The organism is Saccharothrix coeruleofusca, assembly GCF_017876325.1.
GTDB classification, from domain to species: domain Bacteria; phylum Actinomycetota; class Actinomycetes; order Mycobacteriales; family Pseudonocardiaceae; genus Actinosynnema; species Actinosynnema coeruleofuscum.
Genome location: NZ_JAGINV010000001.1, coordinates 444424 through 469581 on the forward strand (window position 1 = coordinate 444424; position 25158 = coordinate 469581).

The following is a 25158-nucleotide window of genomic DNA, read 5'->3' on the forward strand; positions in this document are numbered from 1 at the left end:
CACTCTACGAGGCGCACGATCAGTTCACCCGCCCGTGCATCCCCTTCGAGGCGGATCATGGGGTAAGCTCGTGTCAGCCTTCCCCAGTAGGGGGAGGAAGTGAGCCCAGGTGCGCTTCCGGACGGTTGCTGCCTGGGCTTCGCGCTTTCTCAGCCGACTTCAACCACTTCCGCGATGAGCGGGTTCACCCGTCGCCGCCAATCGCTTCCCGCTCCGTGGCACCAGGCCACCGCGTCGCTGATCCACAAGGCGGGTTCGGCGGAAGCCTGGATGTGCTCGTAGACCAGTCCGGCTTCCCTGGCCTTGGTCCGATTGGCGATCGCCACCCGGTCCCGCTTGTTGCTCGCGACATCTCGCGAGTCCAGCACCAAGCGGGTCACGCCCAGCGCGATGGCATCGGTGACCAGGTGTTCCAGCACCTCCGCGCGCACCGCCTCACCCCGCCCCGGTCGCGTGTACAGGCGAACGCGGAAACCCGCTCGCACCAGTTGGGAAACCACGACCTTACGTCGTGAATCCTTTTCGGATTTGAAGTGCACCCGGCGTTCGCCCGGCAGCAGGAGTCCGCGCATCAACGTCCTCGTGGAATGCAGTGCGAAAGGCTCCAACAAGGTGCCCACCAGGCGGTAGCCGTTGCGCTCGGACTCGTCGACGAACATGTGCATCCACAAAGGATCGCACCTGCGCCTGCACTGCTCGTAACCGGTCGTGCACTCACCGTCAAGCCGACCTGGTGTGCCGCTCCCCGGTCAGCGCCGCCGCGTACCGGTGCAGCACCAGCTCCGCCACCTCCGGGTCGGCCCCCAGCGGCTCGGCCACCACCGCCTCCGGCCCGGCCAGCGCGGCGACCCGGTCCGGCAGCCGCCCCGGCGCCAAGAACCACGAGGCGACCGCGATCCGCCGTGCCCCCCGCTCCCGCAGCCGCGCCACCGCCGAGGGCACGTCCGGCGCGGCCGACGCGGCGAACGCGGGTTCCACCCCGGCCCACCCCGACCCGGCCGTCCAGCGCGCCGCGATGGCGGCCACCGCGGCGTTGGCCGGTGCGTGCGAGGACCCCGCCCCGGCCAGCACCACGCCCAGGTCGCGGTCCCCGAACCGGACGCCCCGCGCGGCCAGCCGCCGCAGCGCCGCCGACTCCAGCCGGGGGTCCGGCCCGAGCACGTCGGCGATGGTCACCTCCAGCGCGGGCAGCCGGGCCTCGGCCACCGCGCCCGGCACGTCCACCCGCGCGTGGTACGCCTCACCCAGCAGCAGCGGCACCACCACCGCCGACCGGTGCCCGTCGCCGCGCACCGCCCGCAGCACGTCACCCAGCCGGGGCGCGGACAGGTCCAGGAACGACCCGCGCACGTCCAGCGCGGGCCGCAGCGCCCGCACCACGTCGAGCAGCTCGTGCACCGTCGCCGCCGAACGCGGGTCGCGGCTGCCGTGCGCCACGGCCACCAGGGCGGTCACTGCAGCGCCCCGGTCAGCCCGCGCGCCCGCAGCACGGCCCGCTCCAGCGGCCGGAACACCAGCAGCTCGATGCCCACGCCCACCAGCAGGATCAGGAAGATCGCCGCGATCACCATCGAGATGTCGTTGAGCGACGCGCCGTTGTGCAGGTACTGGCCCAGGCCCTCGCCCAGCTGCGGCGAGGTGGCGATGATCTCCGCGGCCATCAGCGAGCGCCACGAGAACGCCCACCCCTGCTTCAGCCCCGCCAGGTAGCCCGGCAGCGCGGCGGGCAGCAGGATGTGCCTGGCCGCCGCGAGCTTGCCCGCGCCCAGCGCCTGGCCCACCCTCGGCAGCAGCGGCGGGATCTGGTCCACGCCCGAGACCAGGCCGTTGGCGATCGAGGGCACCGAGCCCATCAGCACCACGAAGTAGATCGTGGCGGGGGTGGCGCCGAACCACAGGATGCCCGCGGGCACCCAGGCCACCGACGGCAGCGACTGCAGGCCGGTCAGCAGCGACCCGATGGCCGCGCGGACCACCCGCACCTTGGCGATCAGCAGCCCTAGCGGGGTGGCGATCACCACCGCGGTCAGGAAGCCGAGCACCGCCCGGTGCACCGAGGTCCACAGCACCTCGAACGCCCGGCCGCTGCGCACCGCCTCGGTCACCGCCGCCCACACCGCGGCGGGCGCGGGCAGCTGGTACTCCGGCCAGAACGCCAGCGCCCACAGCGCCTGCCACACGCCGATCAGCAGCGCGAACGCGATGATCGGCGGCAGCGCGGTGCGCAGGAACCGCTTGCCCGGCGACGCGCGCTGCTCGCCCGGCGGCGCGTCCAGCGCGTCCAGCCCCGCCCCGACCGCGGCGAGGTCGTTGTCCACGGTGTCAGGCTGCGGCATGACCGCTGATCACCTCGCGCAGGTGGGCCGTCACGTCGGAGATCAGCTCGGCCTCGTCGGCTGCCCCGGTGACGCCCGCGGTGGACCACTCGCGCACCACGCGGCCCGGTCGTGAGGACAGCAGCACCACGCGCTGCCCCAACCGCACCGCCTCGCGCACGTCGTGGGTGACGAACAGGATCGCCGTGGAGGTCTCCCGCCACACCCGGACCAGTTCGGCCTGCAGCACGTCGCGGGTGATCGCGTCCAGCGCGGCGAACGGCTCGTCCATCAGCAGCAGGCCGGGCGTGCCGTCCTCGGCGCTGCCCAGGGTGGAGGCCAGGGCGCGGGCCAGCGCCACCCGCTGGCGCATCCCGCCGGACAGCTCGTGCGGGCGCTTGCCGCCCGCCTCGGCCAGCCGCACCAGCGACAGCAGCTCGCTGGCCTTGGCCCGGCGCGGGCCGCGCTTGAGCCCGGCCAGCCGCAGCGGCAGCTCCACGTTGCGCGCGGCGGTCAGCCACGGCATCAGCGCGGCCTCCTGGAACATCACCGCCGGGCGCGAGGTGGTCAGCTCGATGCTGCCCGCGGTGGGCTGGTCCAGGCCCGCGACGAGGTTGAGCAGGGTGCTCTTGCCGCAGCCGGACGCGCCCAGCAGGCACACGAACTCGCCGGGGGCGACCCGCAGGTCGACGCCGTCGAGCGCGGTCACCGCGTGCGCGCCGTGGCCGAAGCTCTTGCGCACCCCCGACAGGGTCACCGCGGCCGCGGTGTCGGACTGGGCGGTCGGGGTGTCGAGCGTGGCGGTCATGGTGTGCCTGCCTTCCTGCGCCGAGTCACTTGGGCCTGAGTCACTTGGACCCGAGTTACTTCTTGTCCAGTCCGGCGGTGTCCACGGCGGGCTTGCCCGCCGCCGCCAGCACCTTGTTGAGCAGCGTGAAGTCCGCGAGCCCGGCCACGTCGGCGGCCTTGCCGGACACGCCCGCGGTCACCGCGTCCTGCGCCAGCCGGGGGAAGCTGGCGGCCTGCGGGTCCGCGGTCAGCTCGATGTTGCCGAAGGCGCGGTCGAGCACCGCCGCGCCCAGCGCCTTGCCGGTCAGCTTCTCCAGCGCGGTGTTGACCACCCGCTTGGCCTCCTCGGCGTTGGTCCCCGCGTAGTCGATCGCGGCGACGTGCCCGCGCAGCAGGGCTTCCACGGTCTGCGGGTGCTGCCGCAGGAACTCGGTGCGCACCAGCAGCACGGTGGTCGGGAACCTGCCGCCCTCCCACAGCGACTTCTCGTCCACCAGCACCTTGGCCCCCGCGTCGACCACCAGCCGGGAGGACCACGGCTCGGGCGCCCACGCGCCGTGCACGTCGCCCCTGCGGAACAGGTCCAGGCTCTGCGAGTTCTCGATGTTGGTGACGGTCACCGCGTCCGCGCCCTCGCCCGCGGTGAGCTGCTGGTCGGCCAGCCACTTCTTCAGCGCCACGTCCTGGGTGTTGCCCAGCTGCGGGGTGGTGACGACCTTGCCCTTGAGGTCGGCGGGCGCGGTGATCTCCGGCTTGACCACCAGCTGCGCGCCGCCGGAGGTGGCGCCCGCCACCAGCCGCACGGCCTCGCCGCCGGACTTGGCGTAGGCGTTGATCGCCGGGCCGGAGCCGATGAACGTCGCGTCCAGCGACCCGCCCAGCAGCGCGTTGACCGCGTCGGGGCCCGCGTTGAACGTCTGCGTGGTCAGCTTGGTCCCGCCCAGCTCCTCGGCGAAGAAGCCCTTGTCCACGCCGATCAGCGCGGAGGCGTGGGTGACGTTGGGGAAGTACCCCAGCCGCAGCTCGGCGGCGGCGCCCTGGTCCCGCGCGCCCGCGGCGTCCTCCCCGCGATCGATGCGGGAGCACCCGGACAGTGCGGCCAGCGCGACCAGGGAGGCGGCGAGGAGGCGACGTCTGGTGATCAAGGTGACCTCTTTCAGGGGCCGGGGGAGACCAGGGCGTGGCTGTCGGTGTCGTCGGCCGCCCCGTCCAGCTCGGGCAGCGGCGCGCCGACCAGGCCCGCCGCGAGCGTGCCGCCGTCGGCGGCGTCGATGACCAGGAACGCGCCGGTGCGCCGGTCGCGGGTGTAGTCGTCCACCGGGACCGGTTCGGCGGTGCGCACCGCGACCTGGCCGATCTCGTTGAGCCGCAACGACTCCGGGTTCTCGGTGCTGGCCAGCCGCTGCTCGTCGAAGCGGGTGCGCAGCTGGGTGACGATGGCCTGGACGGTGCGCGTGCCGTGCTTGACCAGCACCCGCGCGCCCGGCCGCAGCGGCTTGTCCGACAGCCAGCACACGGTGGCGTCGAACTCGTCGGTCACCCGCGGCGGGTTGGCCGAGGTGGCGATCAGGTCGCCGCGGGAGATGTCCAGCTCGTGCGCCAGCAGCAGGGTCACCGACTGGCCCGCGACGGCCTCGGCCAGCGGGCCGTCGGCGGTGTCGATCCGCTCCACGGTGCTGCGCAGCCCGCCGGGCAGCACGGCGATCTCGTCGCCCACCCGCACGGTGCCGGAGGCGACCTGGCCCGCGTAGCCCCGGTAGTCCGGGTGCTCGGGCGTGCGCGGACGGATCACGTACTGCACCGGGAAGCGGAACGGCGCGTCGTGCGGGTCCGGCTCGACCGGCACGGTCTCCAGGTGCTCCAGCAGCGTCGGGCCGGAGTACCAGGGGGTGTTGGCCGAGCGCTCCACCACGTTGTCGCCCGCCAGCGCGGAGACCGGGATCTCCAGCACGGCGTCCTCGGGGAAGCCCAGCGCGGTGGCGTGCGCGGTGAACTCCTTGGCGATGCGGGAGAAGGTGACCTGGTCGTAGTCGACCAGGTCGATCTTGTTCACCGCCAGCACCAGCCGCGGCACGCCCAGCAGCGCCAGCACCGCGGCGTGCCTGCGGGTCTGCTCGACCACGCCCTTGCGCGCGTCGACCAGCAGCACGCCCAGCTGCGCGGTGGACGCACCGGTGACCGTGTTGCGGGTGTACTGCACGTGGCCCGGCGTATCGGCGAGCACGAAGGAGCGGCGCGGCGTGGCGAAGTAGCGGTAGGCCACGTCGATGGTGATGCCCTGCTCGCGCTCCGAGCGCAGCCCGTCCACCAGCAGCGACAGGTCCGGGGTGGTCAGGCCGCGGTCGGCGCTGGCCCGGTGCACCGCGTCCAGGGTGTCGGCCAGCACCGACTTGGTGTCGTAGAGCAACCGCCCGACCAGCGTGGACTTGCCGTCGTCCACGCTGCCCGCGGTGGCCAGCCTCAACAGGTCGCTCATCTAGAAGTAGCCCTCCCGCTTGCGGTCCTCCATGGCGGCCTCGGACAGCCGGTCGTCGGCGCGCGTGGCGCCGCGCTCGGTCAGCCGCGACGCCGAGACCTCGGCGATGACGGCCTCGATGTCCGCGGCGTCGGACTCCACCGCGCCGGTGCACGAGCCGTCGCCCACGGTGCGGTAGCGCACCGTCTTCTCCACCAGCGCCTCGCCCTCGCGCGGCCCGCCCCACGGGCCCTCGGCCAGCCACATGCCGTCGCGCAGGTAGACCTCGCGCCGGTGGGCGTAGTAGATCGAGGGCAGCTCGATGCGCTCGCGGGCGATGTAGCGCCACACGTCCAGCTCGGTCCAGTTCGACAGCGGGAACACCCGCACGTGCTCGCCCGCGCGGTGCCTGCCGTTGTAGAGGTTCCACAGCTCCGGGCGCTGCCTGCGCGGCTCCCACTGGCCGAAGGCGTTGCGCAGGCTGAAGATCCGCTCCTTGGCCCGCGCCCGCTCCTCGTCGCGGCGGCCGCCGCCGAAGACCGCGTCGAACCGGTGCTCGGTGATCGCGTCCAGCAGCGGCACGGTCTGCAGCGGGTTGCGCGTGCCGTCGGGCCGCTCGGTGAGCCTGCCGTCGTCGAGGTAGTCCTGCACGCGGGCCACCTCCAGGCGCAGCCCGTGCCGGGCCACCACCCGGTCGCGGAACTCGATGACCTCGTCGAAGTTGTGCCCGGTGTCCACGTGCAGCAGCGGGAAGGGCACCGGCGCGGGCCAGAACGCCTTGATCGCCAGGTGCACCAGCAGCGTGGAGTCCTTGCCGCCGGAGAACAGGATCACCGGCCGGTCGAACTCGCCCGCCACCTCGCGGAAGATGTGGATCGCCTCGGATTCCAGGCGGTCCAGGGTGTCCAGTGCGGTGGTCATCCGTGCAACCCGCATTCGGTCTTGGCCAGGCCTGCCCACCGGCCGCTGCGCGGGTCGGCGCCCGGCAGCGGCTTGGCGGTGCACGGCGCGCAGCCGATCGAGGGATAACCCGCCTGCACCAGGGGGTTCTCCAGGATTCCGTGCTCGGCGATGTAGGCGTTGAACTCGTCGTCGGTCCACGCCGCGATCGGGTTGACCTTCACCAGCCCGTTGCGCTCGTCCCACTGCACGATCGGGGTGCCTGCCCGCGTCGGCGCGTCCGTGCGCCGCACGCCGGTGACCCAGGCGTCGTAGTCGGACAGCGTGCGCCGCAGCGGGATCACCTTGCGCAGCTGGCAGCAGCGGTTGGGGTCGGTCCGGTGCAGCAGCCCGAACTCGGCCTCCTGCTCGGCCACCGACCGCTCGGCCGCGGCGTTGACGATGCGCACCTCGGGGTAGACCAGGTCCACCGCGTCACGGGTGCCGATGGTCTCGGCGAAGTGGTAGCCGGTCTCCAGGAACAGCACGTCCACGTCCGGCTTGACCTTGGTGGCCAGGTCGATCAGCACGGCGTCCTGCATGTTCGACGCGACGATCCAGCTCTCGCCGAACGTGCGCGCGGTCCACTCCAGCGCTTCCAGCGCGGTGGCCTCGGCCAGTTCGGCCGACGCGGCCTCCGCGATCACCCTGAGCTCGTCGGCCCTCGTCGGGGCGGTCATCGCTGCACCTCCTGGGGAAGGTTGAGACCCACGAACTTGACGCTGAACACCCGGCGGCAGGAGGCGCACAGCCAGGCGTGGCCGGGCTCCTCCTGAGGACGCAGGTCCTCGTCGCCGCAGTACGGGCAGTAGAACGGGGTCGCCCGCTCGCTCACCGCAACGCACCCTCTTCCGCTCGGGCCACCCACCGCGCGAAGCGCTCGTCCGGTTCGCGCTGGGCCAGGAAGTTGCGCACCACGCGCTCCACGTAGTCGGGCAGCTCGGCCGCGGTGACCTTGTGGCCGCGCAGCTTGCGGCCGAACCCGGCGTCCAGGCCCAGCCCGCCGCCCAGGTGCACCTGGAACCCCTCGACCTGCCTGCCCTCGGCGTCGGTGACGATCTGCCCCTTGAGCCCGATGTCCGCGGTCTGGATGCGGGCGCAGGAGTTGGGGCAGCCGTTGATGTGCACCGAGATCGGCGCGGTGACCCCGGCCACCACGTCGGCCAGCCTGGCCTCCAGCGCGGCGACCAGCTCCACCGCGCGGGCCTTGGTCTCGACGATGGCCAGCTTGCAGAACTCGATGCCGGTGCAGGCCATCACCCCGCGCCGCCACGGCGAGGGCTCGGTCTGCAGACCCAGCTCGGCCAGGTCCGCCTGCAAGGCGGGAACCTCGGCCTCGGGCACGTCGAGCACGACCAGCTTCTGCTGCGGGGTCAGCCGGACCCGCCCCGACCCCGCCCGCTCGGCGGCCTTGGCCACCTCGACCAGCGTCGAACCCGACACCCGGCCCGCGACGGGCGCCGCGCCCACGTAGTGCAGGCCGTCCTTCTGGCGGTGCACGCCGATGTGGTCGCGCGGCACGTCGGGCACCTCCGGCGCGGGGCCGTCGACCAGCGGGCGCTTGAGGTACTCGGTCTCCAGCACCTCGCGGAACTTCTCCGCGCCCCAGTCGGCCACCAGGAACTTCAGCCGCGCCCGGTTGCGCAGGCGGCGGTAGCCGTAGTCGCGGAAGACGCTGATCACGCCCTCCCACACGTCGGGCACCTCGTCCAGCGGCACCCACGCGCCCAGCCGCTTGCCGATCATCGGGTTGGTGGACAGGCCGCCGCCGACCCACAGGTCGAAGCCGGGGCCGTGCTCGGGGTGCACCACGCCGACGAAGGCCACGTCGTGCACCTCGTGCGCCACGTCGGGCAGCCCGGAGATCGCGGTCTTGAACTTGCGCGGCAGGTTGGCGAAGCGGGGGTCGCCGATGTAGCGGCGCAGGATCTCGTCGATGGCCGGGGTGCCGTCGAGCACCTCGTCCTCGGCGATGCCCGCCACCGGCGAGCCGAGGATGACGCGCGGGCTGTCGCCGCACGCCTCCATCGTGGTCAGCCCCGCCGCCTCCAGCCGCTGCCAGATCGTCGGCACGTCCTCGATGCGGATCCAGTGGTACTGGATGTTCTGCCGGTCGGTGATGTCGGCGGTGTCGCGCGCGTAGGTCTGGGACAGCTCGCCGATCAGCGCCAGCTGGGCGGTGGTCAGCCCGCCGCCGTCGATGCGCACCCGCAGCATGAAGTACTCGTCGTCGAGCTCCTCCGGCTCCAACGTGGCCGTGCGGCCGCCGTCGATACCGGGCTTGCGCTGGGTGTAGAGGCCGTACCAGCGGAAACGGCCGCGCAGGTCGGCCGGGTCGATGGAGTCGAAGCCGCCGCGGGCGTAGATGTTCTCGATCCGCGCCCGGACGTTGAGCGGGTTGTCGTCCTTCTTGCTCCGCTCGTTGGGGTTGAGCGGCTCGCGGTAGCCCAGCGCCCACTGCCCCTCGCCTCGGCGCTGCCTGGCGCGCTGGGGCGTCGTCGTCGGGGGGACCATGTGTCGTCCTCCGGGATTTCGGGGCGCCGGCGCGCGTGCGAGTCCCGGTGGAACCGTGGTGGGGTCTCGTCAGCGCACCCGGCGCCGACGGGAACAGAAGGTGGCGCGGGTTATGCCGAGCGGCGGCACATCGCGCTGGAGACGCGCCGGAAGTCCACGTGGCGGCGGACCACCAGGCGCACTCCGTTCGACGTCATGCCAGTCAGCGTGCCACGCGCCCACTGCGTGGTCCACCGCCATCCGAATGGTGGGACGGACTCGCCGCGCCTGGTAGATGGGACAATGGCGGCCATGCCCTCCGCTCTGCCCGCGGGTGATCCCGCGCCCCCCGACGGCTCGCTGCCCCCGGCCGCGCTGACCGGTCTGGGCGCGCGCCCGTTCGGCGTCTACGTGCACGTGCCGTTCTGCGCGACCCGCTGCGGCTACTGCGACTTCAACACCTACACCGCCGGTGAGCTGGGCACTTCCGCCTCGCCGCAGTCCTGGCTGGAAGGTCTGCGGCGCGAGCTGGACCTGGCCGCGCGGGTGCTGGGCACCCCGCCCGCCGCGCGGACGGTGTTCGTCGGCGGTGGCACCCCGTCACTGCTCGGCTCCGCCGGGTTGGCCGACGTGCTCGACGCGGTGCGCTCCTCATTCGGCCTGGCGCCCGGCGCGGAGGTCACCACCGAGTCCAACCCCGAGTCCACCTCGCCGGAGTTCTTCGCCGAGATCCGCCAGGCCGGCTACACCAGGGTGTCGCTGGGGATGCAGTCCGCGGCCCGCCACGTGCTGGCCGTGCTCGACCGCGCGCACACCCCCGGCCGCCCGGTGGCCGCCGCCCGCGAGGCCCGCGCGGCCGGCTTCGACCACGTCAACCTCGACCTGATCTACGGCACCCCCGGCGAGTCCGCGGACGACCTGCGGGCGTCGCTGGACGCGGTGCGCTCGGCGGGCGTGGACCACGTCTCGGCCTACGCGCTGATCGTGGAGGAGGGCACCGCGCTGGCCCGCCGCGTGCGCCGCGGCGAGCTGCCCATGCCCGACGACGACGTGCTCGCCGACAAGTACGAGCTGATCGACACGGCCATGACCGAGCAGGGCCTGAGCTGGTACGAGGTGTCCAACTGGGCGGCCTCCGCCGAGGCCCGGTGCGCGCACAACCTGCTGTACTGGCAGGGCGCGGACTGGTGGGGCGCGGGCCCCGGCGCGCACAGCCACGTCGGCGGCGTGCGCTGGTGGAACGTCAAGCACCCGGCCAAGTACGCCGCGGTGCTGGCCTCCGGCGGCTCGCCCGCCGCGGGCCGCGAGGTGCTCTCGGCGCAGGACCGGCGGATCGAGCGCGTGCTGCTGGAGCTGCGCCTGGCCACCGGCCTGCCGGTGGAGGTCCTCGACGACGACGGGCGGGACCAGGCGCGGCAGGCCGCCGCCGACGGCCTGCTCGACCCGGACGCGCTGGCGGCGGGCCGCTGCGTGCTCACCGACCGGGGCAGGCTGCTGGCCGACGCCGTGGTGCGCCGTCTCACATGAGCCGTCTCACATGAGCGGTCTCACCACCGCTGCGGAGCTTGGAGGATCCACCACTGCCCTTGAGCGCGTACCGCTCCGTAAACTTGTGGTGAAGCGGGGAAGGTGGAGGTGACGAGGTGAACGCGGACGAGCGCAGGTTCGAGGTCTTGCGCGCGATCGTCGCCGACTACGTCTCGAACCACGAGCCGGTCGGCAGCAAAGCCCTGGTCGAGCGGCACAACCTGGGCGTGTCCAGCGCCACGGTGCGCAACGACATGGCCGCCCTGGAGGAGGACGGGTACATCACCCAGCCGCACACCAGCGCGGGCCGCGTCCCCACCGACAAGGGCTACCGGCTGTTCGTGGACCGGCTCAGCGAGGTCAAGCCGCTGTCCCAGGCCGAGCGCAAGGCCATCCGCAACTTCCTGGAAGGCGCCTACGACCTCGACGACGTGCTGCGCCGCAGCGTGCGGCTGCTGGCCCAGCTGACCCGCCAGGTCGCGGTGGTGCAGTACCCGGTGCTCAGCCGCTCCACCGTCCGGCACCTGGAGGTGCTGGCCATCACCCCCGCCCGGCTGATGCTGGTGCTGATCACCGACACCGGCCGGGTCGACCAGCGCTCGGTCGACCTCGGCGACGTGATCACCGAGGACAACGTGGCGCGGGTGCGCACGATGCTCAACTCCGCGATGGTCGGCAAGCCCCTCTACGACGCCTCCGCCGAGGTCGCCAAGCTGCCCGAGCAGGTGCCCGGCGAGCTGCGCGACGTGGTGACGAGGGTGAGCACGGTGCTGATCGAATCGCTGGTCGAGCACCCCGAGGAGCGCCTGGTGCTGGGTGGCACCGCGAACCTCACCCGCAACGTGGCAGACTTCCCCGGTTCGCTGCGCCAGGTGCTGGAGGCGCTGGAGGAGCAGGTGGTGGTGCTCCGGCTGCTGGCAGCGGCGCGCGACCCCGGCACGATCACGGTCCACATCGGCGAGGAGAACGAGGCGGCCGAGATGCGCAGCACCTCGGTCGTGTCCATCGGCTACGGCAGCCAGGACAAGCTCCTGGGCGGCATGGGCGTGGTCGGGCCGACCCGGATGGACTACCCGGGGACCATGGCGGCGGTGCGTGCGGTCGCCAACTACGTGGGGGAGATCCTGACCGCACGCTGACCGGCGGGAACAGCCCGCACCCGCAGGACGTTTCGCAAGCGAGCGAGCGCGTGCCCGGCGCGCGCGCCCGCAGGAGGACACACGGTGGCGAGGGACTACTACGGCACGCTCGGGGTCTCCAGGAACGCGACTCCCGAGGAGATCAAGCGCGCCTACCGCAAGCTCGCGCGGCAGCTGCACCCGGACGTCAACCCCAACGAGGAAGCCCGCTTCAAGGAGGTGACCGCCGCCTACGAGGTCCTGTCGGACCCGAAGAAGCGGCAGGTCGTCGACCTGGGCGGCGACCCGCTGGAGCCCGGCGGCGGTGGCGCGGGCGCGCGCGACCCGTTCGCGGGCTTCGGTCTCGGCGACATCATGGACGCCTTCTTCGGCGCGGGCTCCGGCGGCGGCGGGCGCGGCCCGCGCAGCCGCGTGCAGCCCGGCTCCGACGCGCTGATCCGGCTGTCGATGACGCTGGAGGAGTGCGCGGCGGGCGCCAACCGCGAGCTGACCGTGGACACCGCCATCCTGTGCGACGTCTGCGTGGGCAGCGGCACCGCCAAGGGCACCTCCCCGGTGCGCTGCGACACCTGCGGCGGCCGCGGCGAGGTGCAGTCGGTGCAGCGGTCCTTCCTCGGCCAGGTGGTCACCGCCCGCCCGTGCCCGGTGTGCCGCGGCTTCGGCGAGGTCATCCCCGACCCGTGCGGGCAGTGCGCGGGCGAGGGCCGGGTCCGCTCCCGGCGCACCATCTCGGTGCAGATCCCGGCGGGCGTGGCCGAGGGCATGCGGGTGCGGCTGGCGGGCCAGGGCGAGGTCGGCCCCGGCGGCGGCCCGGCGGGCGACCTCTACGTCGAGGTCGAGGAGGTGCCGCACGAGATCTTCGAGCGCGACGGCGCCGACCTGCACTGCTCGGTGCGCATCCCGATGACCACCGCCGCGCTGGGCGCGGTGCTGCCGCTGCGCACCCTCGACGGCGAGGAGGAGCTGGAGATCGAGCCCGGCACCCAGCCCGCCACCGAGCTGGTGCTGCCCGGCCGGGGGATGCCCCGGCTGCGCTCCAACGGGCGCATCGACGGCCACGGCGACCTGCACGTGCACCTGGAGGTCGTGGTGCCGACCAGGTTGGACGCCCGGCAGACCGAGCTGCTGCGCGAGCTGGCCGCGGCGCGCGGCGAGGACCAGCCGACGCTGGCGCACAACGGCAAGGGCAGCGGCGGGCTGTTCTCGCGGCTGCGCTCCGGGCGCGGGCACCGGTGACGCTGCCGGTCTTCCTGGTCGACGCCCTGCCCGCCGGTCCGCACGCCGTGCTGGACGGCCCCGAGGGGCGCCACGCCGCCACCGTGCGCAGGCTGCGCGCGGGGGAGGAGCTGGTGCTCTCCGACGGGTCCGGCGAGCAGGTGCGCTGCGTGGTGGACGAGGCGCTGAAGGACTCGCTGCGGCTGCGCGTGCTCCAACGGTGGACCGCGCCCGAGCCCGCCGTGCGCGTGGTGCTGGCGCAGGCGCTGGTCAAGGGCGACCGCGGCGAGCTGGCAGTGGAACTGGCCACCGAGGCGGGCGTGGACGCGGTGCTGCCGTGGCGGGCCGCCCGCTGCGTGGCCAAGTGGGAGGAGGGCCCGCGCGGCGCCAAGGCGCTGGCCCGCTGGCGCGCCACCGCCCGCGAGGCGGCCAAGCAGGCCCGGCGGGCGCGCGTGCCGTCGGTGGGCGAGCCGGTCACCACCCGCGACCTGGCGCGGCTGGCGGCCTCCTCGGCCGCCGCACTGGTGCTGCACGAGTCCGCCAAGGTGGGCATCGGCTCGATCGGGTTGCCCCCGTCGGGTGATGTGCTGATCGTGGTCGGCCCCGAGGGCGGCATCACCGACCAGGAGCTCGCGGAGTTGGTCGAGGCGGGCGCGCGCGCCGTCCGCCTCGGCCCCACCGTGCTGCGGGCCTCCACCGCCGGAGCCGTCGCGCTGGGCGCGCTGGGTGTGCTGACCGATCGCTGGGCGTAGTCGACCTTGCTCCCTTCTGGCGAACGCCAGGAGTAGGGGTTACGCTTTTGCCGCGAGGGATCGCGAGGGCACGCAAGCCCCTCCGGCGCTCCCTCCCCGAGGCCGCCGGACACCTCCCCCCTCGGTCCGGCGCCGCCGCGTCGCGGTGGGGCGACCCCCAGGTCCCACCGCGACGCGGCCCTCCTCCTCCACGGACTCCGCTCAGCCCGCCGCCACCGATCCACGCGCCAGCAGCGCCCCCAGGTCCACCGCCTGCGCCATCGCCGCGGTGCCCGCGTCGTTGGGGTGCAGGTGGTCCCCGCTGTCGTAGGCGGGGTCCAGCGCGGTCGGGTCGCCCGGCGCGGCCGTGGCGGCGGCGAAGTCCACCACCCCGTCGAACTCGCCCGACGTGCGCACCCAGTCGTTGAACTCGCGCCGCACCGCCTCGCGCTCGGCGGTCCACGCGACCGAACCCCGGAACGGCAGGATCGTGCCGCCGTGCACCGCCACCCCCGCCGCCCGCACGGCGGCGATGAGCTCGCGGTGCCCGGCGACCAGCTCCGCGGCGGTCGCCCCGTACCCGATGTCGTTGACACCCAGCAGCGTGATCACCGCCGCCACCCCGCTCTGCGCCAGCACGTCGCGCTCCACCCGCTTGAGCGCGGCCACCCCGTAGTACGGCTCGCCCTCCCGGTCGGCCAGCAGCCGGTTGCCGCCCAGCCCCGCGTTGACCACCGACAGCGTGCGCCCGCGCACGGCGTCGAGCCTGCGGGCCAGGAAGTCCGGCCAGCGGCGGTTGGCGTCGCCGGTGGTGTTCGCGGTGTCGGTGATGGAGTCGCCGAAGGCCACCACCGCCCCCGCGACCCGCCGCGACGGCACGACGTCCACACCGCTGACGAACATCCAGCACGGCGTGTCCCGGAAGTCCCCGGACACCGCCCCGCTGAGGTCGCCGTCGGCCAGGTAGTTGCCCTGCGCGGTGAACGGGTGGTTGGTGATCGGCCCGGTCGGCCCCGGCACGTGCACGCTGACCAGCAGCGTGGACAGCGACCTGACGCCCAGCGCCACCGGGTCGCTGAACAGCTCCCGGCCCGGCGGCACGGTCACCGACCGCGAGCCCCGGAAGGTCAGCACCCGCACCGTGCCCTCCTCGGCGGTGGCGCCGGAGCCCCGCACGGCCACCGACGCGCCACCCACCCGCAGCGGGCGCGTGCCGAAGGCGTTGGTCAGCCGGACCCGCACCGCCCTGCCGCCGGTGCTCACGAAGACCACGTTGCGCACGGTGGCGTCCCGCAGGCCACCGCCCGCCGGGCAGCTCGACCAGGGGATCTCGCTGCCGACCACCGGGCTGGCCGCCCAACCGGCCACCCAGCCCCGCTCCGCCCCCGCCGGGAGCACCCCGCCGACCAGGGCGACCAGCACCCCGATCACCACCACCGGTCCCGCGCGCCGTCCTCCGCGCCGTCCTCCGCGCCTCATAGCGGCCTCCTCCTCGTGCCCGTCGTCGGCGGCGACCCCTCGACGCTGGCGCGCTGCCCTTAAACGGTCAAGCTGCCATCGGCGGAGCGATCCACCGCAGACGCTGAGCTGTTCTGATCAACCGATTAAGCACGCCCGGCGGAACACGGGAGGCGGCGCGTTGGCATCCTCGACCGCGTGCGGCGCATCCCCTACGGCCCCGACCCCAGCCAGTTCGGGGAGCTGTCCGGCAGCGGCCCCGTCGTCGTGGTGATCCACGGCGGCTTCTGGCACCAGCGCTACGGCCTGGAACTGGGCCGACCGCTCGCCGCCGACCTGGCCGCCCACGGCCGCACCGCCTGGAACATCGAGTACCGCCGCGTCGGCGGAGGCGGCGGCTGGCCGCGGACCGGCCACGACGTGCTGGCCGCCATCGACGCCCTCGACGACTCCCTCGGCCCGGTGGTCACCCTGGGCCACTCCGCGGGCGGCCACCTCGCCGTCTGGGCCGCCGCCCGCCACCCCCGCGTCACCGGCGCCGTCGCCCAGGCGGGCGTGCTGGACCTCCTGCTGCACCCGCAGATCACCCGCCGCGCCGCCGAACTGCTCGGCGGCACCCCCGACCAGGTCCCCGACCGCTACGCCGACGCCTCCCCGGCCGCCCTCCCGCCCATCGGCAAACCACTGGTCCTGGTGCACGGCGACGCCGACGAGGACGTGCCCTTCGAGCAGAGCGAGACCTTCGCCCGCGCCCGCGGCGCCCGACTGGTGCGCATCCCCGGCGCGGGCCACATGGAGCTGATCACACCCGGCACCGAAGCCTGGGCGGCCTGCCGCGAAGCCGCCCTCGACCTGAGCCGGACCCACCTCCAGCGGCCCCTTCAGTAGCCTCTGCCCATGGACTGCCTGTTCTGCCGCATCGCCGCCCGCGAGATCCCCGCCACCGTGGTCCACGAGACCGACACCACCCTGGCCTTCCGCGACATCTCCCCGCAGGCGCCCACGCACGTCGTGGTCATCGCCAAGCGCCACGACACCGACGCGGTCGCCCTCGCCAAGGCCGCCCCCGGCGTGCTCGACGACCTCTTCCTCACCGCGGGCGAGGTCGCCAAGGCCGAGGGCATCGACGACAGCGGCTACCGACTGCTGTTCAACACCGGCCCCGACGCGGGCCAGACCGTCTTCCACGCCCACCTGCACGTGCTCGGCGGACGCCCCCTCGGCGCCCTGGCCTGACCGAGCCGAACACCGCGCCGAACACCGCGCCGAACACCGCGCCGAACACCGAGCCGAACACCGAGCCGAACACCGCGAACCAAGCGTTGGGACACCACGAACCGAGCGTTCGAGCACCGCGAACCGCGCGTACGCGCATCCCGGGTAGTGGTTACCGGCCCCGCGGCGACCCTCGGGTAGTACTTGCAGGCGTCCGGGAGTGCTGCGGGAGGAGGGCGCTGGGGCCTGCGCACGCGCTAGCCCAAGGCCTGCATGACCGGGGAGAACAGCCGGCCCCGGTCGCCGGGCAGCTCGGCGGCCCCGCGCACCATCAGGTCGACGGTGTGCCGGGGCACCACACCGTGCTCGGCCAGCCACCCACCCAGCTTCGGCTCCGCGACGTCCACCCGCACGGTCACATCGGGGGACATGTCCGCCACCAGGTCCCGAGCCACCCCCACCGACGGCGCCACCACCCCCACCGTCTCCACCTCCCCCTCGCGCCACGACACCGCGTGCCCCTCCGGCACCACCCGGACCTGCGACGCGAACTCCCACAGCGCCGACCACAGCGCCGACCGGTCCGCGCCGAACGCGGCCGCGTCCTGCGCCACCACCCGCGCCCGGTCCGCCTCCCCGGCGGGCCGCGACACCCCCGGCCGAACCCCCGCGAACACCCCGAAGTGCGCGGTCACCCGACCCACCGACCGGAACCCCAACCGCTCGTACAGCGGCCTGCCGAACTCCGTCGCGTGCAGCGACACCACCGGCGCCGAGGTCACCTCCAGGGCGTGCTCCACCAACCGCCGCCCCAGCCCCCGACCACCCGACCGCGACGCCACCAGCACCATGCTGACCGCCGCGTGCTCGGCGCCGAACGGCGTGACGATCGTCGTCCCCACCAGCTCATCCCCGTCGAACAGGCCGAACCCGGTGCCCACCCGCAGCAGCAACCGCCACTTGCCCTCCTCCCGCGACCAGCCCCGGTCAGCCGCCAGCGCCAGGCAGGCGGGCACGTCGTCCACGGTCAACTCGCGCAAGGTCTCCACACCCCGAGTACACCGCCCACGTCCAGCGGGTTCCATACTTCGATGCGGACTGTCGGTTGCTGCGGCTAGCATCGAAGGGCCAGTACCCGAGTGGCGCGAACGCGCAGGAAGCAGGCCCGAGGCCACGTGGCCGACACCGCTGACAACAAGCCGCACACCGCGGCTGACGCCCAGTCCAAGTTCGCCGTGCCCGACGGCGCGGTGCTCGCCCTGCTCGGCTCTCGCGACGAGAACCTCCGGCTCGCCGAGGAACTGCTCGACGCCGACGTGCACGTGCGCGGCAACGAGATCACCCTCTCCGGCCAGCCCGCCGACGTGGCGTTCGCCGAACGGGTGTTCACCGAGCTGATCACCCTGGCCAGCCGAGGCCAGCAGATCGGACCGGACACGGTCCGCCGCACGGTGGCCATGCTGTCGGCGGGCACCGGCGAGTCCCCCGCCGAGGTGCTCAGCCTCGACATCATCTCCCGCCGCGGCCGCACCATCCGGCCCAAGACGCTGAACCAGAAGCACTACGTCGACGCCATCGACAAGAACACCGTGGTGTTCGGCATCGGCCCCGCGGGCACCGGCAAGACCTACCTGGCCATGGCCAAGGCCGTGCAGGCGCTGCAGGCCAAGCAGGTCAACCGGATCATCCTCACCCGCCCCGCGGTCGAGGCGGGCGAGCGGCTGGGCTACCTGCCCGGCACGCTCTACGAGAAGATCGACCCGTACCTGCGCCCGCTCTACGACGCGCTGCACGACATGGTCGACCCGGAGTCCATCCCCCGGCTCACCCAGGCGGGCACCATCGAGGTAGCCCCACTGGCTTATATGAGGGGAAGGACGCTGAATGACGCGTTCATCATCCTGGACGAGGCGCAGAACACGACGCCCGAACAGATGAAGATGTTCCTCACCCGATTGGGGTTTGGCTCCAAGATCGTGGTGACCGGCGACATCACCCAGGTGGACCTGCCCGGCGGCCAGCGCAGCGGCCTGAAGGTGGTCAAGGACATCCTGGAGGGCGTGGACGACGTCCACTTCTCGGTGCTGACCAGCAACGACGTGGTGCGCCACCGGCTGGTGGCCGACATCGTCGACGCCTACGAGAAGTGGCAGGTCGAGCAGGACGAGCGCGAGGTCGGCGACCGGCACGGGCAGCACGCCGGGCCGGGTGCCAGGTCGCGCGGTCAGCGCCGGGGACGATAGGCGACGATAGGCGCCGTGAGCATCGAGATCGCGAACGAGTCGGGTGTCAGCGTCGACGAGCCGTCCATCGTCTCCGCCGCCCGGTTCGCGCTGGACCGGATGGGCGTGAGCCCGTTGGCCGAGCTGTCCGTGCTGCTGGTGGAGCTGGACGTGATGGCCGACCTGCACCAGCGCTGGATGGACCTGCCCGGCCCCACGGACGTGATGGCCTTCCCGATGGACGAGCTGGACTCGGCCCGCCGCCCGGACGCGGCGGGCCTGGGTCCGGCGCTGCTGGGCGACATCGTGCTGTGCCCGGAGTTCGCCAAGGACCAGGCGCGCAAGGCCGGGCACAGCCTGCTGGACGAGTTGCACCTGTTGACCGTGCACGGCGTGCTGCACCTGCTGGGCTACGACCACGCCGAGCCCGCGGAGGAGCGGGAGATGTTCACGCTGCAGAACCGCATCCTGGGCGACTTCCGGGCGGCGGCGGCCGAGGCCGAGCGCAAGTCGGCGCAGCGGGAGGCCGACTCGAAGCTGCTGGGCGCGGTCGGCTTGGAGGACTCGGACCGCTCCGAGCCCCCGGCCTGAGGCGGCCGAGGTGGTAGCTGGTTCGACCGGCCTGCTGGTGCTGGCCGCGGTGCTAATCCTGGCCGCGGGTGCGTTCGCGGGGGCGGACGCGGCGCTGGGCACGGTGTCGCGGGCGCGGGTGGAGGGGTTGCAGCGGCAGGGCCGGGCGGGCACCCGTCAGCTGATGCTGGTGCTGGCCGACCGGCCGCGGCACGTCAACCTGCTGCTGTTGCTGCGGTTGGGCTGCGAGCTGGCGGCGACGGTGCTGGTGACGGTGGTGTGCCTGCGGCTGATCGCCACCGGGTGGGTGGCCGTGCTGGTGGCGGGCCTGAGCATGCTGGTGGTGTCGTACGTGCTGGTGGGCGTGGGCCCGCGCACGATCGGGCGGCAGCACCCGTACGCGGTGAGCCTGCTGGCGGCCGGGCCGATCCGGGTGCTGGGCCGGGTGCTGGGGCCGCTGAGCAAGCTGCTGATCCTGGTGGGCAACGCGATCACGCCGGGGCGCGGTTTCCGGGAGGGGCCGTTCTCCTCGGAGGTGGAGCTGCGCGAGCTGGTCGACATGGCGCAGGAGCGCGGCGTGGTCGACGAGGGCGAGCGGGAGATGATCCACTCGGTGTTCGAGCTGGGGGACACCATCGCGCGCGAGGTGATGGTGCCGCGCACCGAGATCGTGTGGATCGAGCAGGCCAAGTCGGTGCGGCAGGCGCTGGCGCTGTCGCTGCGCACGGGCTACACGCGGGTGCCGGTGATCGGTGAGAGCGTGGACGACATCCTGGGCGTGGTCAACCTCAAGGACCTGGTGCGGCTGACGCTGTCGGAGGAGCCCAACGGCAAGGTCGTGGCGGACGTGATGAAGCCCGCGACGTTCATCCCGGACTCCAAGCCGGTGGCGGACCTGCTGCGGGAGATGCAGCTGTCGCGCAACCACCTGGCCGTGGTGGTCGACGAGTACGGCGGCACGGCGGGGCTGGTGACCATCGAGGACATCCTGGAGGAGATCGTCGGGGAGATCACCGACGAGTCCGACACCGACGACCGGCCGCCGGTGGAGCACCTGGACGACGGCGCGGTGCGGGTGAGCGCGCGGTTGCCGGTGGACGACCTGGACGCGCTGTTCGGCACGGAGCTGGACGACCACGAGGTGGAGACGGTCGGCGGTCTGCTGGCGCAGCGGCTGGGGCGGGTGCCGCTGCCGGGCACGGAGGCCGAGATCGCGGGTCTGCGGATGCGGGCCGAGGGCGGCAAGGACGAGCGGGGGCGGATGCGCATCACCACGGTGCTGGTGCGCCCGCTCGGCGGTGAGGACGAGGAGGAGGACAGCGGTGGCTGAGCTGGGTCCGGAGGACGCCAAGATCGTGACGCTGGCCAGGTCGGCGCGGGCGCGCACCGGGGCGGCGGAGGGGGCGGCGGTGCGCGACACCGACGGCCGGACCTACGCGGCGACGACGGTGGCGCTGCCGTCGTTGCGGCTCAGCGCGCTGCAGGCGGCGGTGGCGGCGGCGGTGTCCAGCGGGGCGGAGGGCCTGGAGGCCGCCGCGGTGGTGACGGCGGCGGACGAGGTGGACGCGGAGTCGCTGGCGGCGGTGCGCGACCTGGGCGCGGACGCCCCGGTGCTGCGCGCCGACGCGTCGGGCGAGCTGCGGGAAACCGTCTGACCGGTCGCGGGCGCGGACCTGGCGAGGGGCGGTCGAGGGGACCGGGGACAATAGCGGGATGGATGGTTACCGCTCCGGGTTCGCGTGCTTCGTCGGTCGCCCCAACGCGGGCAAGTCGACGCTGACCAACGCGCTGGTGGGCACCAAGGTCGCGATCACCTCCAGCAAGCCGCAGACCACCCGGCACACCATCCGGGGCATCGTGCACCGCGAGGACGGCCAGCTGGTGCTGGTGGACACCCCCGGTCTGCACCGGCCGCGCACGCTGCTCGGCCAGCGGCTCAACGACCTGGTGCGGGAGACCTGGTCGGAGGTCGACGTGGTGGGCTTCTGCGTGCCCGCCGACCAGAAGGTGGGCCCCGGTGACCGGTTCATCGCCGCGGAGCTGGCCAAGATCGCCAAGCGCACCCCGGTGGTCGGCATCGTCACCAAGACCGACCTGGTGGGCCAGCAGCAGGTGGCCGAGCAGCTGCTGGCGCTGCAGGGCGTGATGGAGTTCGCCGAGCTGATCCCGGTCTCGGCGGTGGACGGCTTCCAGGTCGACGTGCTGGCCGACCTGCTGGTGGGCAAGCTGCCGGAGGGGCCGCCGCTGTACCCGGACGGGGAGCTGACCGACGAGCCGGAGCAGACCCTGGTGGCCGAGCTGATCCGCGAGGCGGCGCTGGAGGGGGTGCGCGACGAGCTGCCGCACTCCATCGCCGTGGTGGTGGAGGAGATGCTGCCCCGCGAGGGCCGCGACGACCTGGTGGACGTGCACGCCAACCTGTTCGTGGAGCGGCCGTCGCAGAAGGCGATCATCCTGGGGCACCGGGGTGAGCGGCTCAAGCAGGTGGGGATCACCGCGCGCCGCCACATCGAGAAGCTGCTGGGCAGCCGCGTCTACCTGGACCTGCACATCAAGATCGCCAAGGACTGGCAGCGCGATCCGAAGCAGCTGCGCAGGCTCGGGTTCTAGATGGCGAACCTGTACCGGGACACCGGGGTGGTCCTGCGGGTGCAGAAGCTGGGGGAGGCCGACCGGATCATCACGCTGCTCACCCAGCGGCACGGCAAGGTGCGCGCGGTGGCCAAGGGCGTGCGTCGCACCTCGTCCCGGTTCGGGGCGCGGCTGGAGCCGTTCGGGCACGTGGACGTGCAGTTCTACCCCGGTCGCTCGTTGGACGTGGTGACGCAGGTGCAGACGGTGGACGCGTTCGGCGTCGGCCTGGTGGGGGACTACCAGCGCTACACCGCGGCGTGCGCGGTGCTGGAGACCGCCGACCGGCTCACCGCGGAGGAGGGTGAGCCGGTGCTGCGGCTGTACCTGCTGGTCACCGGGGCGCTGCGGGCGCTGGTGGAGGGGCAGCGGGACCCGTCGCTGGTGCTGGACGCCTTCCTGATGCGCGCCATGGCGTTCGCGGGCTGGGCCCCGGCGGTCGACGAGTGCGCGCGGTGCGGTGAGCCGGGTCCGCACCGGGCGTTCAACGTGCAGGCGGGCGGTGTGGTGTGCGCCCGCTGCCGCCCGCCGGGCTCGGCCGCCCCGTCGGGGGACACGCTGCGGTTGCTGACCGCGCTGCTGCACGGGGACTGGGACGTGGTGGACGGTCTGCCGCACGGGGCGCGGCGGGAGGCCAGCGGCTTGGTCGCCGCGCACCTGCAGTGGCACCTGGAGCGGTCGCTGCGGTCGCTGCCCTTGGTCGAGCGCAGGCCGTCCGCGGGCGAGGGCTAGGCTCGCCCGTCGCACCAGAGTTCTTCGAGAGGACAGCCCCATGCTCCGCCGACGGCGGGCTGAGCGCGAGCAGCGCGTTCCCCGACCCCCGGACCCGCACCCCTCGGGCGCCAAGCCCCCCGCCATCCCGGCGGACCTGGTCCCCCGGCACATCGCGATCGTGATGGACGGCAACGGCCGCTGGGCCAACCAGCGGGGCCTGTCCCGCGTGGAGGGGCACAAGCGCGGCGAGGCGGTCGTGGTGGAGGTGGCCAAGGGGGCCATCGAGCTGGGTGTGAAGTGGGTGTCGCTGTACGCGTTCTCCACCGAGAACTGGCGCCGCAGCCCGGAGGAGGTGCGCTTCCTCATGGGGTTCAGCCGCGACGTGATCCGCCACCGCACCGAGGAGCTGGACGAGCTGGGCGTGCGGGTGCGCTGGGCGGGTCGCAGGCCGCGGCTGTGGCGCAGCGTCATCAACGAGCTGGAGGTCGCCGAGGAGCGCACGAAGGACAACGACGTGCTGAACCTGGCGATGTGCATCAACTACGGCGGGCGCGCCGAGGTCGGCGACGCGGCGCGGGAGATCGCCCGGCTGGCCGCCGAGGGCAGGCTCAACCCGGACAAGGTCGACGAGCGCACCATCGCCAAGTACCTGTACCAGCCCGAGATGCCCGACGTGGACCTGTTCATCCGCCCGTCGGGCGAGCAGCGCACGTCGAACTTCCTGCTGTGGCAGTCGGCTTACGCGGAGCTGGTGTTCCAGGACATCCTGTGGCCGGACTTCGACCGGCTGGACCTGTGGCGGGCCTGCGAGGCCTACGCCCGGCGGGACCGCCGCTTCGGCGGCGCCGTCGACAAGCCCGACGTGGAGGAGACCCCGTGACCGATGAGGACGCCGCGGTCACCGCGACGCTGCTGACCTCCGCCCGCGAGGCGCTGGAGATGTTCCACGAGGTGCACGTGGACGATGACGGCGCGCTGAGCTTCCGGCACGGCGACGTGCCGTGCGCGGTGCAGGCGATGCGGCTGGCCGAGGGGCTGACCGTGCTGAGCCTGACCTGCGTGGTGGCCTGGGACCTGCCCGACGACCGCAACCTGGCGGTGTCCGCGGCCGAGCGCGCGGGGCAGGGCCTGTTCGGCACGCTGGGCGTGGTGCACACCGGGCGGGGCATGGACGTGACGCTGCGGTACGCCTTCCCCGCGGAGGGACTCAAGCCCGAGCCGCTGAGCACGCTGCTGATGCTCGTGGTCTCGACCGCCTCGCAACTGCGGGGCGAACTGCTGGCCAGTGTCGAAGGAGGCGCCTGAATGGGCGGCGTGGTGGTCTACGAGCCCGACGACGAGACCGAGGTCGAGGGGCTGCCCTGGGCGGTGACCTTCGAGGCGTCGTCGGGGGAGGAGTGGGCGTCGTTCGTGTGCGGCCCCTACGAGCGCGAGGACGCGGTGGGGCTGGCCGAGGCGGTGGTGTCGCAGCGCACGGGTGTCTCGGCGATCGTCGAGCCGCTGCTGCCGGTGGAGGACGTCGCCGACGTCCTGGCCACCATCGACGAGCTGCGGGAAGAGGAAGACCCGGAGTAGTGCCCGCCACCACGGCCCCCGCGCGCCCTCGCCGCGCGGGGGCCGTGGTGCGCCCGGAGGCGTTCAGGCCAGGCCGAGCTGCCGGTTGAACGTGAGGTTGTCCCAGAACAGGAACTCCTCGCTCATCGTGCCCTTGCGGTTCCAGATGCCGATGGTGGCCATGCTGATGGCGTACTGGCGGCCGTTGGGCGGGATGGAGCCGCCCGCGCCGTCGGGCATGGGGCGGGTGAAGGTGCCGCGCATGACCCCGACCACCGCGGTGAACTCGTTGTGCGCGACCCGCAGGGGGTGCTCCTGGATGCGGGTGTCGGGAGCCCAGGCGAACATCGCCTTCAGGTCGGCGATGTGCGGTTCGATGCCGTCGGTGTAGTGGCCGTCGGGCCAGTGGACGCGGATGTCGCGCGCGTGGCTCTCCCGCAGCCGGTCCCACCGGGCGTGGCTGAACACGTCGAAGTCCAGCTCGTCGAAGGTGATCAGGTTCCGGTGCTCCTGCGGGGTCAGGCCGTGCGGCAGCGGTGGGTTGGGCACCGGCGTGGTCGCCGGGTCGGGCAGCGGCTGGTGGGCGGCCAGCGCCTGGGCGGGGGAACCGCCGCCGAGGAACGCGCCGAGCACGGTCGCGCCGAGCGCCGCGGAGCCGCTCGCGCGCAGGAACGCACGTCGGTCAGTCATCTGGGTTCTCCTCGCACATCCACATTCCGGTTACTTCTAGAAACTAGTATCAGTAAGTAACCGCAGCGTCAACGGTTACCATGAACCGGTGGAATCCGAGGACGTGGCCTACGACGTCTTCTCGCGCACCTGCCCGTCCCGCCCGGCGCTGGACGTGCTGACCGGGCGGTGGGGGATGCTGGCGCTCAGCGCGCTGCGCACCGGCCCGATGCGGTTCAACGAGCTGCGCCGCCGCATCGACGGGGTCAACCAGAAGATGTTGGCCCAGTCGCTGCAGGCGCTGGAGCGGGACGGCTTCGTCGACCGCCGCGCCCAGGGCGTGTTCCCGCTGCACGTGCGCTACAGCCTCACCCCGCTCGGCGAGGCCGCGGCGGCCAAGGTCCAGGAGCTGATCGCCCTGGTCGAGGGCCGGATGCCCGAGGTGCTCGGCGCGCAGCGGCGCTACGACGAGCGCGCCGCCGAGTCCTGACCCCGGCGCGCGGGGGTTGCGGTGGCCGGCAT

General features: G+C 73.2%; 29 protein-coding genes. 16 read left to right on the forward strand and 13 right to left on the reverse strand.

All coding sequences use genetic code 11. The features are described from left to right. Nucleotides 1-149: 149 nt before the first annotated feature. The 10 genes from JOF41_RS02165 to JOF41_RS02210 all read right to left on the reverse strand — a co-directional run bounded on the left by JOF41_RS02165 (nt 150) and on the right by JOF41_RS02210 (nt 9012). Nucleotides 150-659 (reverse strand): hypothetical protein, encoded by a 510-nt coding sequence (locus JOF41_RS02165; RefSeq protein ID WP_209615729.1) that lies wholly within the window; start codon nt 657-659, stop codon nt 150-152. A 61-nt stretch (nt 660-720) separates the two neighbouring features. Beyond that, nucleotides 721-1455 carry a sirohydrochlorin chelatase gene (locus tag JOF41_RS02170; protein ID WP_209615732.1) on the reverse strand — a complete coding sequence of 245 codons (735 nt, stop codon included), beginning with the start codon at nt 1453-1455 and terminating at the stop codon, nt 721-723. Further along, on the reverse strand, nt 1452-2336 hold the full coding sequence (locus JOF41_RS02175; protein ID WP_189222073.1) for an ABC transporter permease: 885 nt from the start codon (nt 2334-2336) through the stop codon (nt 1452-1454). The genes JOF41_RS02170 and JOF41_RS02175 overlap by 4 nt, the downstream gene beginning before the upstream one ends. Next, nucleotides 2323-3123, reverse strand: a complete 801-nt coding sequence (locus JOF41_RS02180; protein ID WP_209615734.1) for an ABC transporter ATP-binding protein — start codon at nt 3121-3123, stop codon at nt 2323-2325. The genes JOF41_RS02175 and JOF41_RS02180 overlap by 14 nt, the downstream gene beginning before the upstream one ends. Before the next feature lie 55 nt (nt 3124-3178). Further along, nucleotides 3179-4249: an ABC transporter substrate-binding protein gene (locus tag JOF41_RS02185; protein WP_189222071.1), complete on the reverse strand. Its 1071-nt coding sequence runs from the start codon at nt 4247-4249 to the stop codon at nt 3179-3181. Between the two features lie 11 nt (nt 4250-4260). Next, nucleotides 4261-5580: a sulfate adenylyltransferase subunit 1 gene (locus tag JOF41_RS02190; RefSeq protein ID WP_209615736.1), complete on the reverse strand. Its 1320-nt coding sequence runs from the start codon at nt 5578-5580 to the stop codon at nt 4261-4263. After that, complete coding sequence (cysD, locus tag JOF41_RS02195; RefSeq protein WP_189222069.1) at nt 5581-6480, reverse strand: sulfate adenylyltransferase subunit CysD; 900 nt, start codon at nt 6478-6480, stop codon at nt 5581-5583. Next, nucleotides 6477-7178, reverse strand: coding sequence for a phosphoadenylyl-sulfate reductase (locus tag JOF41_RS02200; RefSeq protein ID WP_189222068.1), 702 nt, complete (start codon nt 7176-7178; stop codon nt 6477-6479). Before JOF41_RS02200 ends, cysD begins: the two co-directional genes overlap by 4 nt. Continuing rightward, on the reverse strand, nt 7175-7333 hold the full coding sequence (locus JOF41_RS02205) for an Insertion element protein (protein WP_189222067.1): 159 nt from the start codon (nt 7331-7333) through the stop codon (nt 7175-7177). The genes JOF41_RS02200 and JOF41_RS02205 overlap by 4 nt, the downstream gene beginning before the upstream one ends. Next, nucleotides 7330-9012 carry a nitrite/sulfite reductase gene (locus tag JOF41_RS02210; RefSeq protein WP_189222066.1) on the reverse strand — a complete coding sequence of 561 codons (1683 nt, stop codon included), beginning with the start codon at nt 9010-9012 and terminating at the stop codon, nt 7330-7332. Before JOF41_RS02210 ends, JOF41_RS02205 begins: the two co-directional genes overlap by 4 nt. Before the next feature lie 291 nt (nt 9013-9303). On the opposite strand from JOF41_RS02210, the gene hemW reads away from it, so the two are divergent. From hemW to JOF41_RS02230, 4 genes are all read left to right on the forward strand, one after another. Continuing rightward, the gene (gene hemW, locus JOF41_RS02215) at nt 9304-10518 is read left to right on the forward strand and encodes a radical SAM family heme chaperone HemW (protein ID WP_209615738.1); all 1215 of its coding nucleotides are present in this window, start codon (nt 9304-9306) and stop codon (nt 10516-10518) included. Between the two features lie 116 nt (nt 10519-10634). Then, nucleotides 10635-11657, forward strand: a complete 1023-nt coding sequence (gene hrcA / locus JOF41_RS02220) for a heat-inducible transcriptional repressor HrcA (RefSeq protein WP_189222065.1) — start codon at nt 10635-10637, stop codon at nt 11655-11657. 84 nt (nt 11658-11741) lie between these two features. After that, nucleotides 11742-12893 carry a molecular chaperone DnaJ gene (gene dnaJ, locus JOF41_RS02225; protein WP_189222064.1) on the forward strand — a complete coding sequence of 384 codons (1152 nt, stop codon included), beginning with the start codon at nt 11742-11744 and terminating at the stop codon, nt 12891-12893. Next, entirely contained in the window at nt 12890-13624 is a 735-nt protein-coding gene (locus JOF41_RS02230; protein WP_189222063.1) for a 16S rRNA (uracil(1498)-N(3))-methyltransferase, read from the forward strand. The genes dnaJ and JOF41_RS02230 overlap by 4 nt, the downstream gene beginning before the upstream one ends. Nucleotides 13625-13825: 201 nt before the next feature. Here JOF41_RS02230 and JOF41_RS02235 read toward each other — a convergent pair whose 3' ends face one another. Next, nucleotides 13826-15082, reverse strand: a complete 1257-nt coding sequence (locus JOF41_RS02235; RefSeq protein ID WP_209615749.1) for an SGNH/GDSL hydrolase family protein — start codon at nt 15080-15082, stop codon at nt 13826-13828. 177 nt (nt 15083-15259) lie between these two features. Here JOF41_RS02235 and JOF41_RS02240 point away from each other — a divergent pair, with 177 nt between their 5' ends. Both JOF41_RS02240 and JOF41_RS02245 read left to right on the forward strand, forming a co-directional pair. Then, nucleotides 15260-15949, forward strand: a complete 690-nt coding sequence (locus JOF41_RS02240; RefSeq protein ID WP_209615752.1) for an alpha/beta hydrolase family protein — start codon at nt 15260-15262, stop codon at nt 15947-15949. A gap of 3 nt (nt 15950-15952) precedes the next feature. Then, a complete protein-coding gene (locus tag JOF41_RS02245) occupies nt 15953-16297 on the forward strand; it encodes a histidine triad nucleotide-binding protein (protein WP_229795277.1) in 345 nt (114 codons plus the stop codon). 236 nt (nt 16298-16533) lie between these two features. On the opposite strand, the gene JOF41_RS02250 is transcribed toward JOF41_RS02245, so the two are convergent. Beyond that, nucleotides 16534-17325: a GNAT family N-acetyltransferase gene (locus JOF41_RS02250; protein ID WP_307867185.1), complete on the reverse strand. Its 792-nt coding sequence runs from the start codon at nt 17323-17325 to the stop codon at nt 16534-16536. A gap of 126 nt (nt 17326-17451) precedes the next feature. On the opposite strand from JOF41_RS02250, the gene JOF41_RS02255 reads away from it, so the two are divergent. The 9 genes from JOF41_RS02255 to JOF41_RS02295 are packed head-to-tail and all read left to right on the forward strand — an operon-like array spanning nt 17452 to nt 23988. After that, entirely contained in the window at nt 17452-18519 is a 1068-nt protein-coding gene (locus JOF41_RS02255; protein ID WP_189222059.1) for a PhoH family protein, read from the forward strand. Between the two features lie 15 nt (nt 18520-18534). Continuing rightward, nucleotides 18535-19089: an rRNA maturation RNase YbeY gene (gene ybeY, locus JOF41_RS02260; protein ID WP_189222058.1), complete on the forward strand. Its 555-nt coding sequence runs from the start codon at nt 18535-18537 to the stop codon at nt 19087-19089. Between the two features lie 10 nt (nt 19090-19099). Continuing rightward, complete coding sequence (locus tag JOF41_RS02265; protein ID WP_189222057.1) at nt 19100-20398, forward strand: hemolysin family protein; 1299 nt, start codon at nt 19100-19102, stop codon at nt 20396-20398. Beyond that, entirely contained in the window at nt 20391-20723 is a 333-nt protein-coding gene (locus JOF41_RS02270; protein ID WP_189222056.1) for a cytidine deaminase-like protein, read from the forward strand. Before JOF41_RS02265 ends, JOF41_RS02270 begins: the two co-directional genes overlap by 8 nt. 58 nt (nt 20724-20781) lie before the next feature. Next, a complete protein-coding gene (gene era, locus JOF41_RS02275) occupies nt 20782-21678 on the forward strand; it encodes a GTPase Era (protein ID WP_209615756.1) in 897 nt (298 codons plus the stop codon). Continuing rightward, nucleotides 21679-22431 (forward strand): DNA repair protein RecO, encoded by a 753-nt coding sequence (gene recO, locus JOF41_RS02280; protein WP_189222054.1) that lies wholly within the window; start codon nt 21679-21681, stop codon nt 22429-22431. A 40-nt stretch (nt 22432-22471) separates the two neighbouring features. Further along, nucleotides 22472-23293 carry an isoprenyl transferase gene (locus JOF41_RS02285; RefSeq protein WP_189222053.1) on the forward strand — a complete coding sequence of 274 codons (822 nt, stop codon included), beginning with the start codon at nt 22472-22474 and terminating at the stop codon, nt 23291-23293. Nucleotides 23294-23352: 59 nt separating this feature from the next. Continuing rightward, nucleotides 23353-23718, forward strand: a complete 366-nt coding sequence (locus tag JOF41_RS02290) for a hypothetical protein (protein ID WP_189222569.1) — start codon at nt 23353-23355, stop codon at nt 23716-23718. Next, complete coding sequence (locus tag JOF41_RS02295) at nt 23719-23988, forward strand: hypothetical protein (RefSeq protein WP_189222052.1); 270 nt, start codon at nt 23719-23721, stop codon at nt 23986-23988. It abuts the gene before it with no gap. Nucleotides 23989-24051: 63 nt separating this feature from the next. Here the strand turns inward: JOF41_RS02295 and JOF41_RS02300 are convergent, their stop codons facing one another. Next, on the reverse strand, nt 24052-24657 hold the full coding sequence (locus tag JOF41_RS02300) for an ester cyclase (RefSeq protein ID WP_189222051.1): 606 nt from the start codon (nt 24655-24657) through the stop codon (nt 24052-24054). An 88-nt stretch (nt 24658-24745) separates the two neighbouring features. On the opposite strand from JOF41_RS02300, the gene JOF41_RS02305 reads away from it, so the two are divergent. Further along, nucleotides 24746-25126 (forward strand): winged helix-turn-helix transcriptional regulator, encoded by a 381-nt coding sequence (locus JOF41_RS02305; protein WP_189222050.1) that lies wholly within the window; start codon nt 24746-24748, stop codon nt 25124-25126. Nucleotides 25127-25158 lie beyond the last annotated feature (32 nt).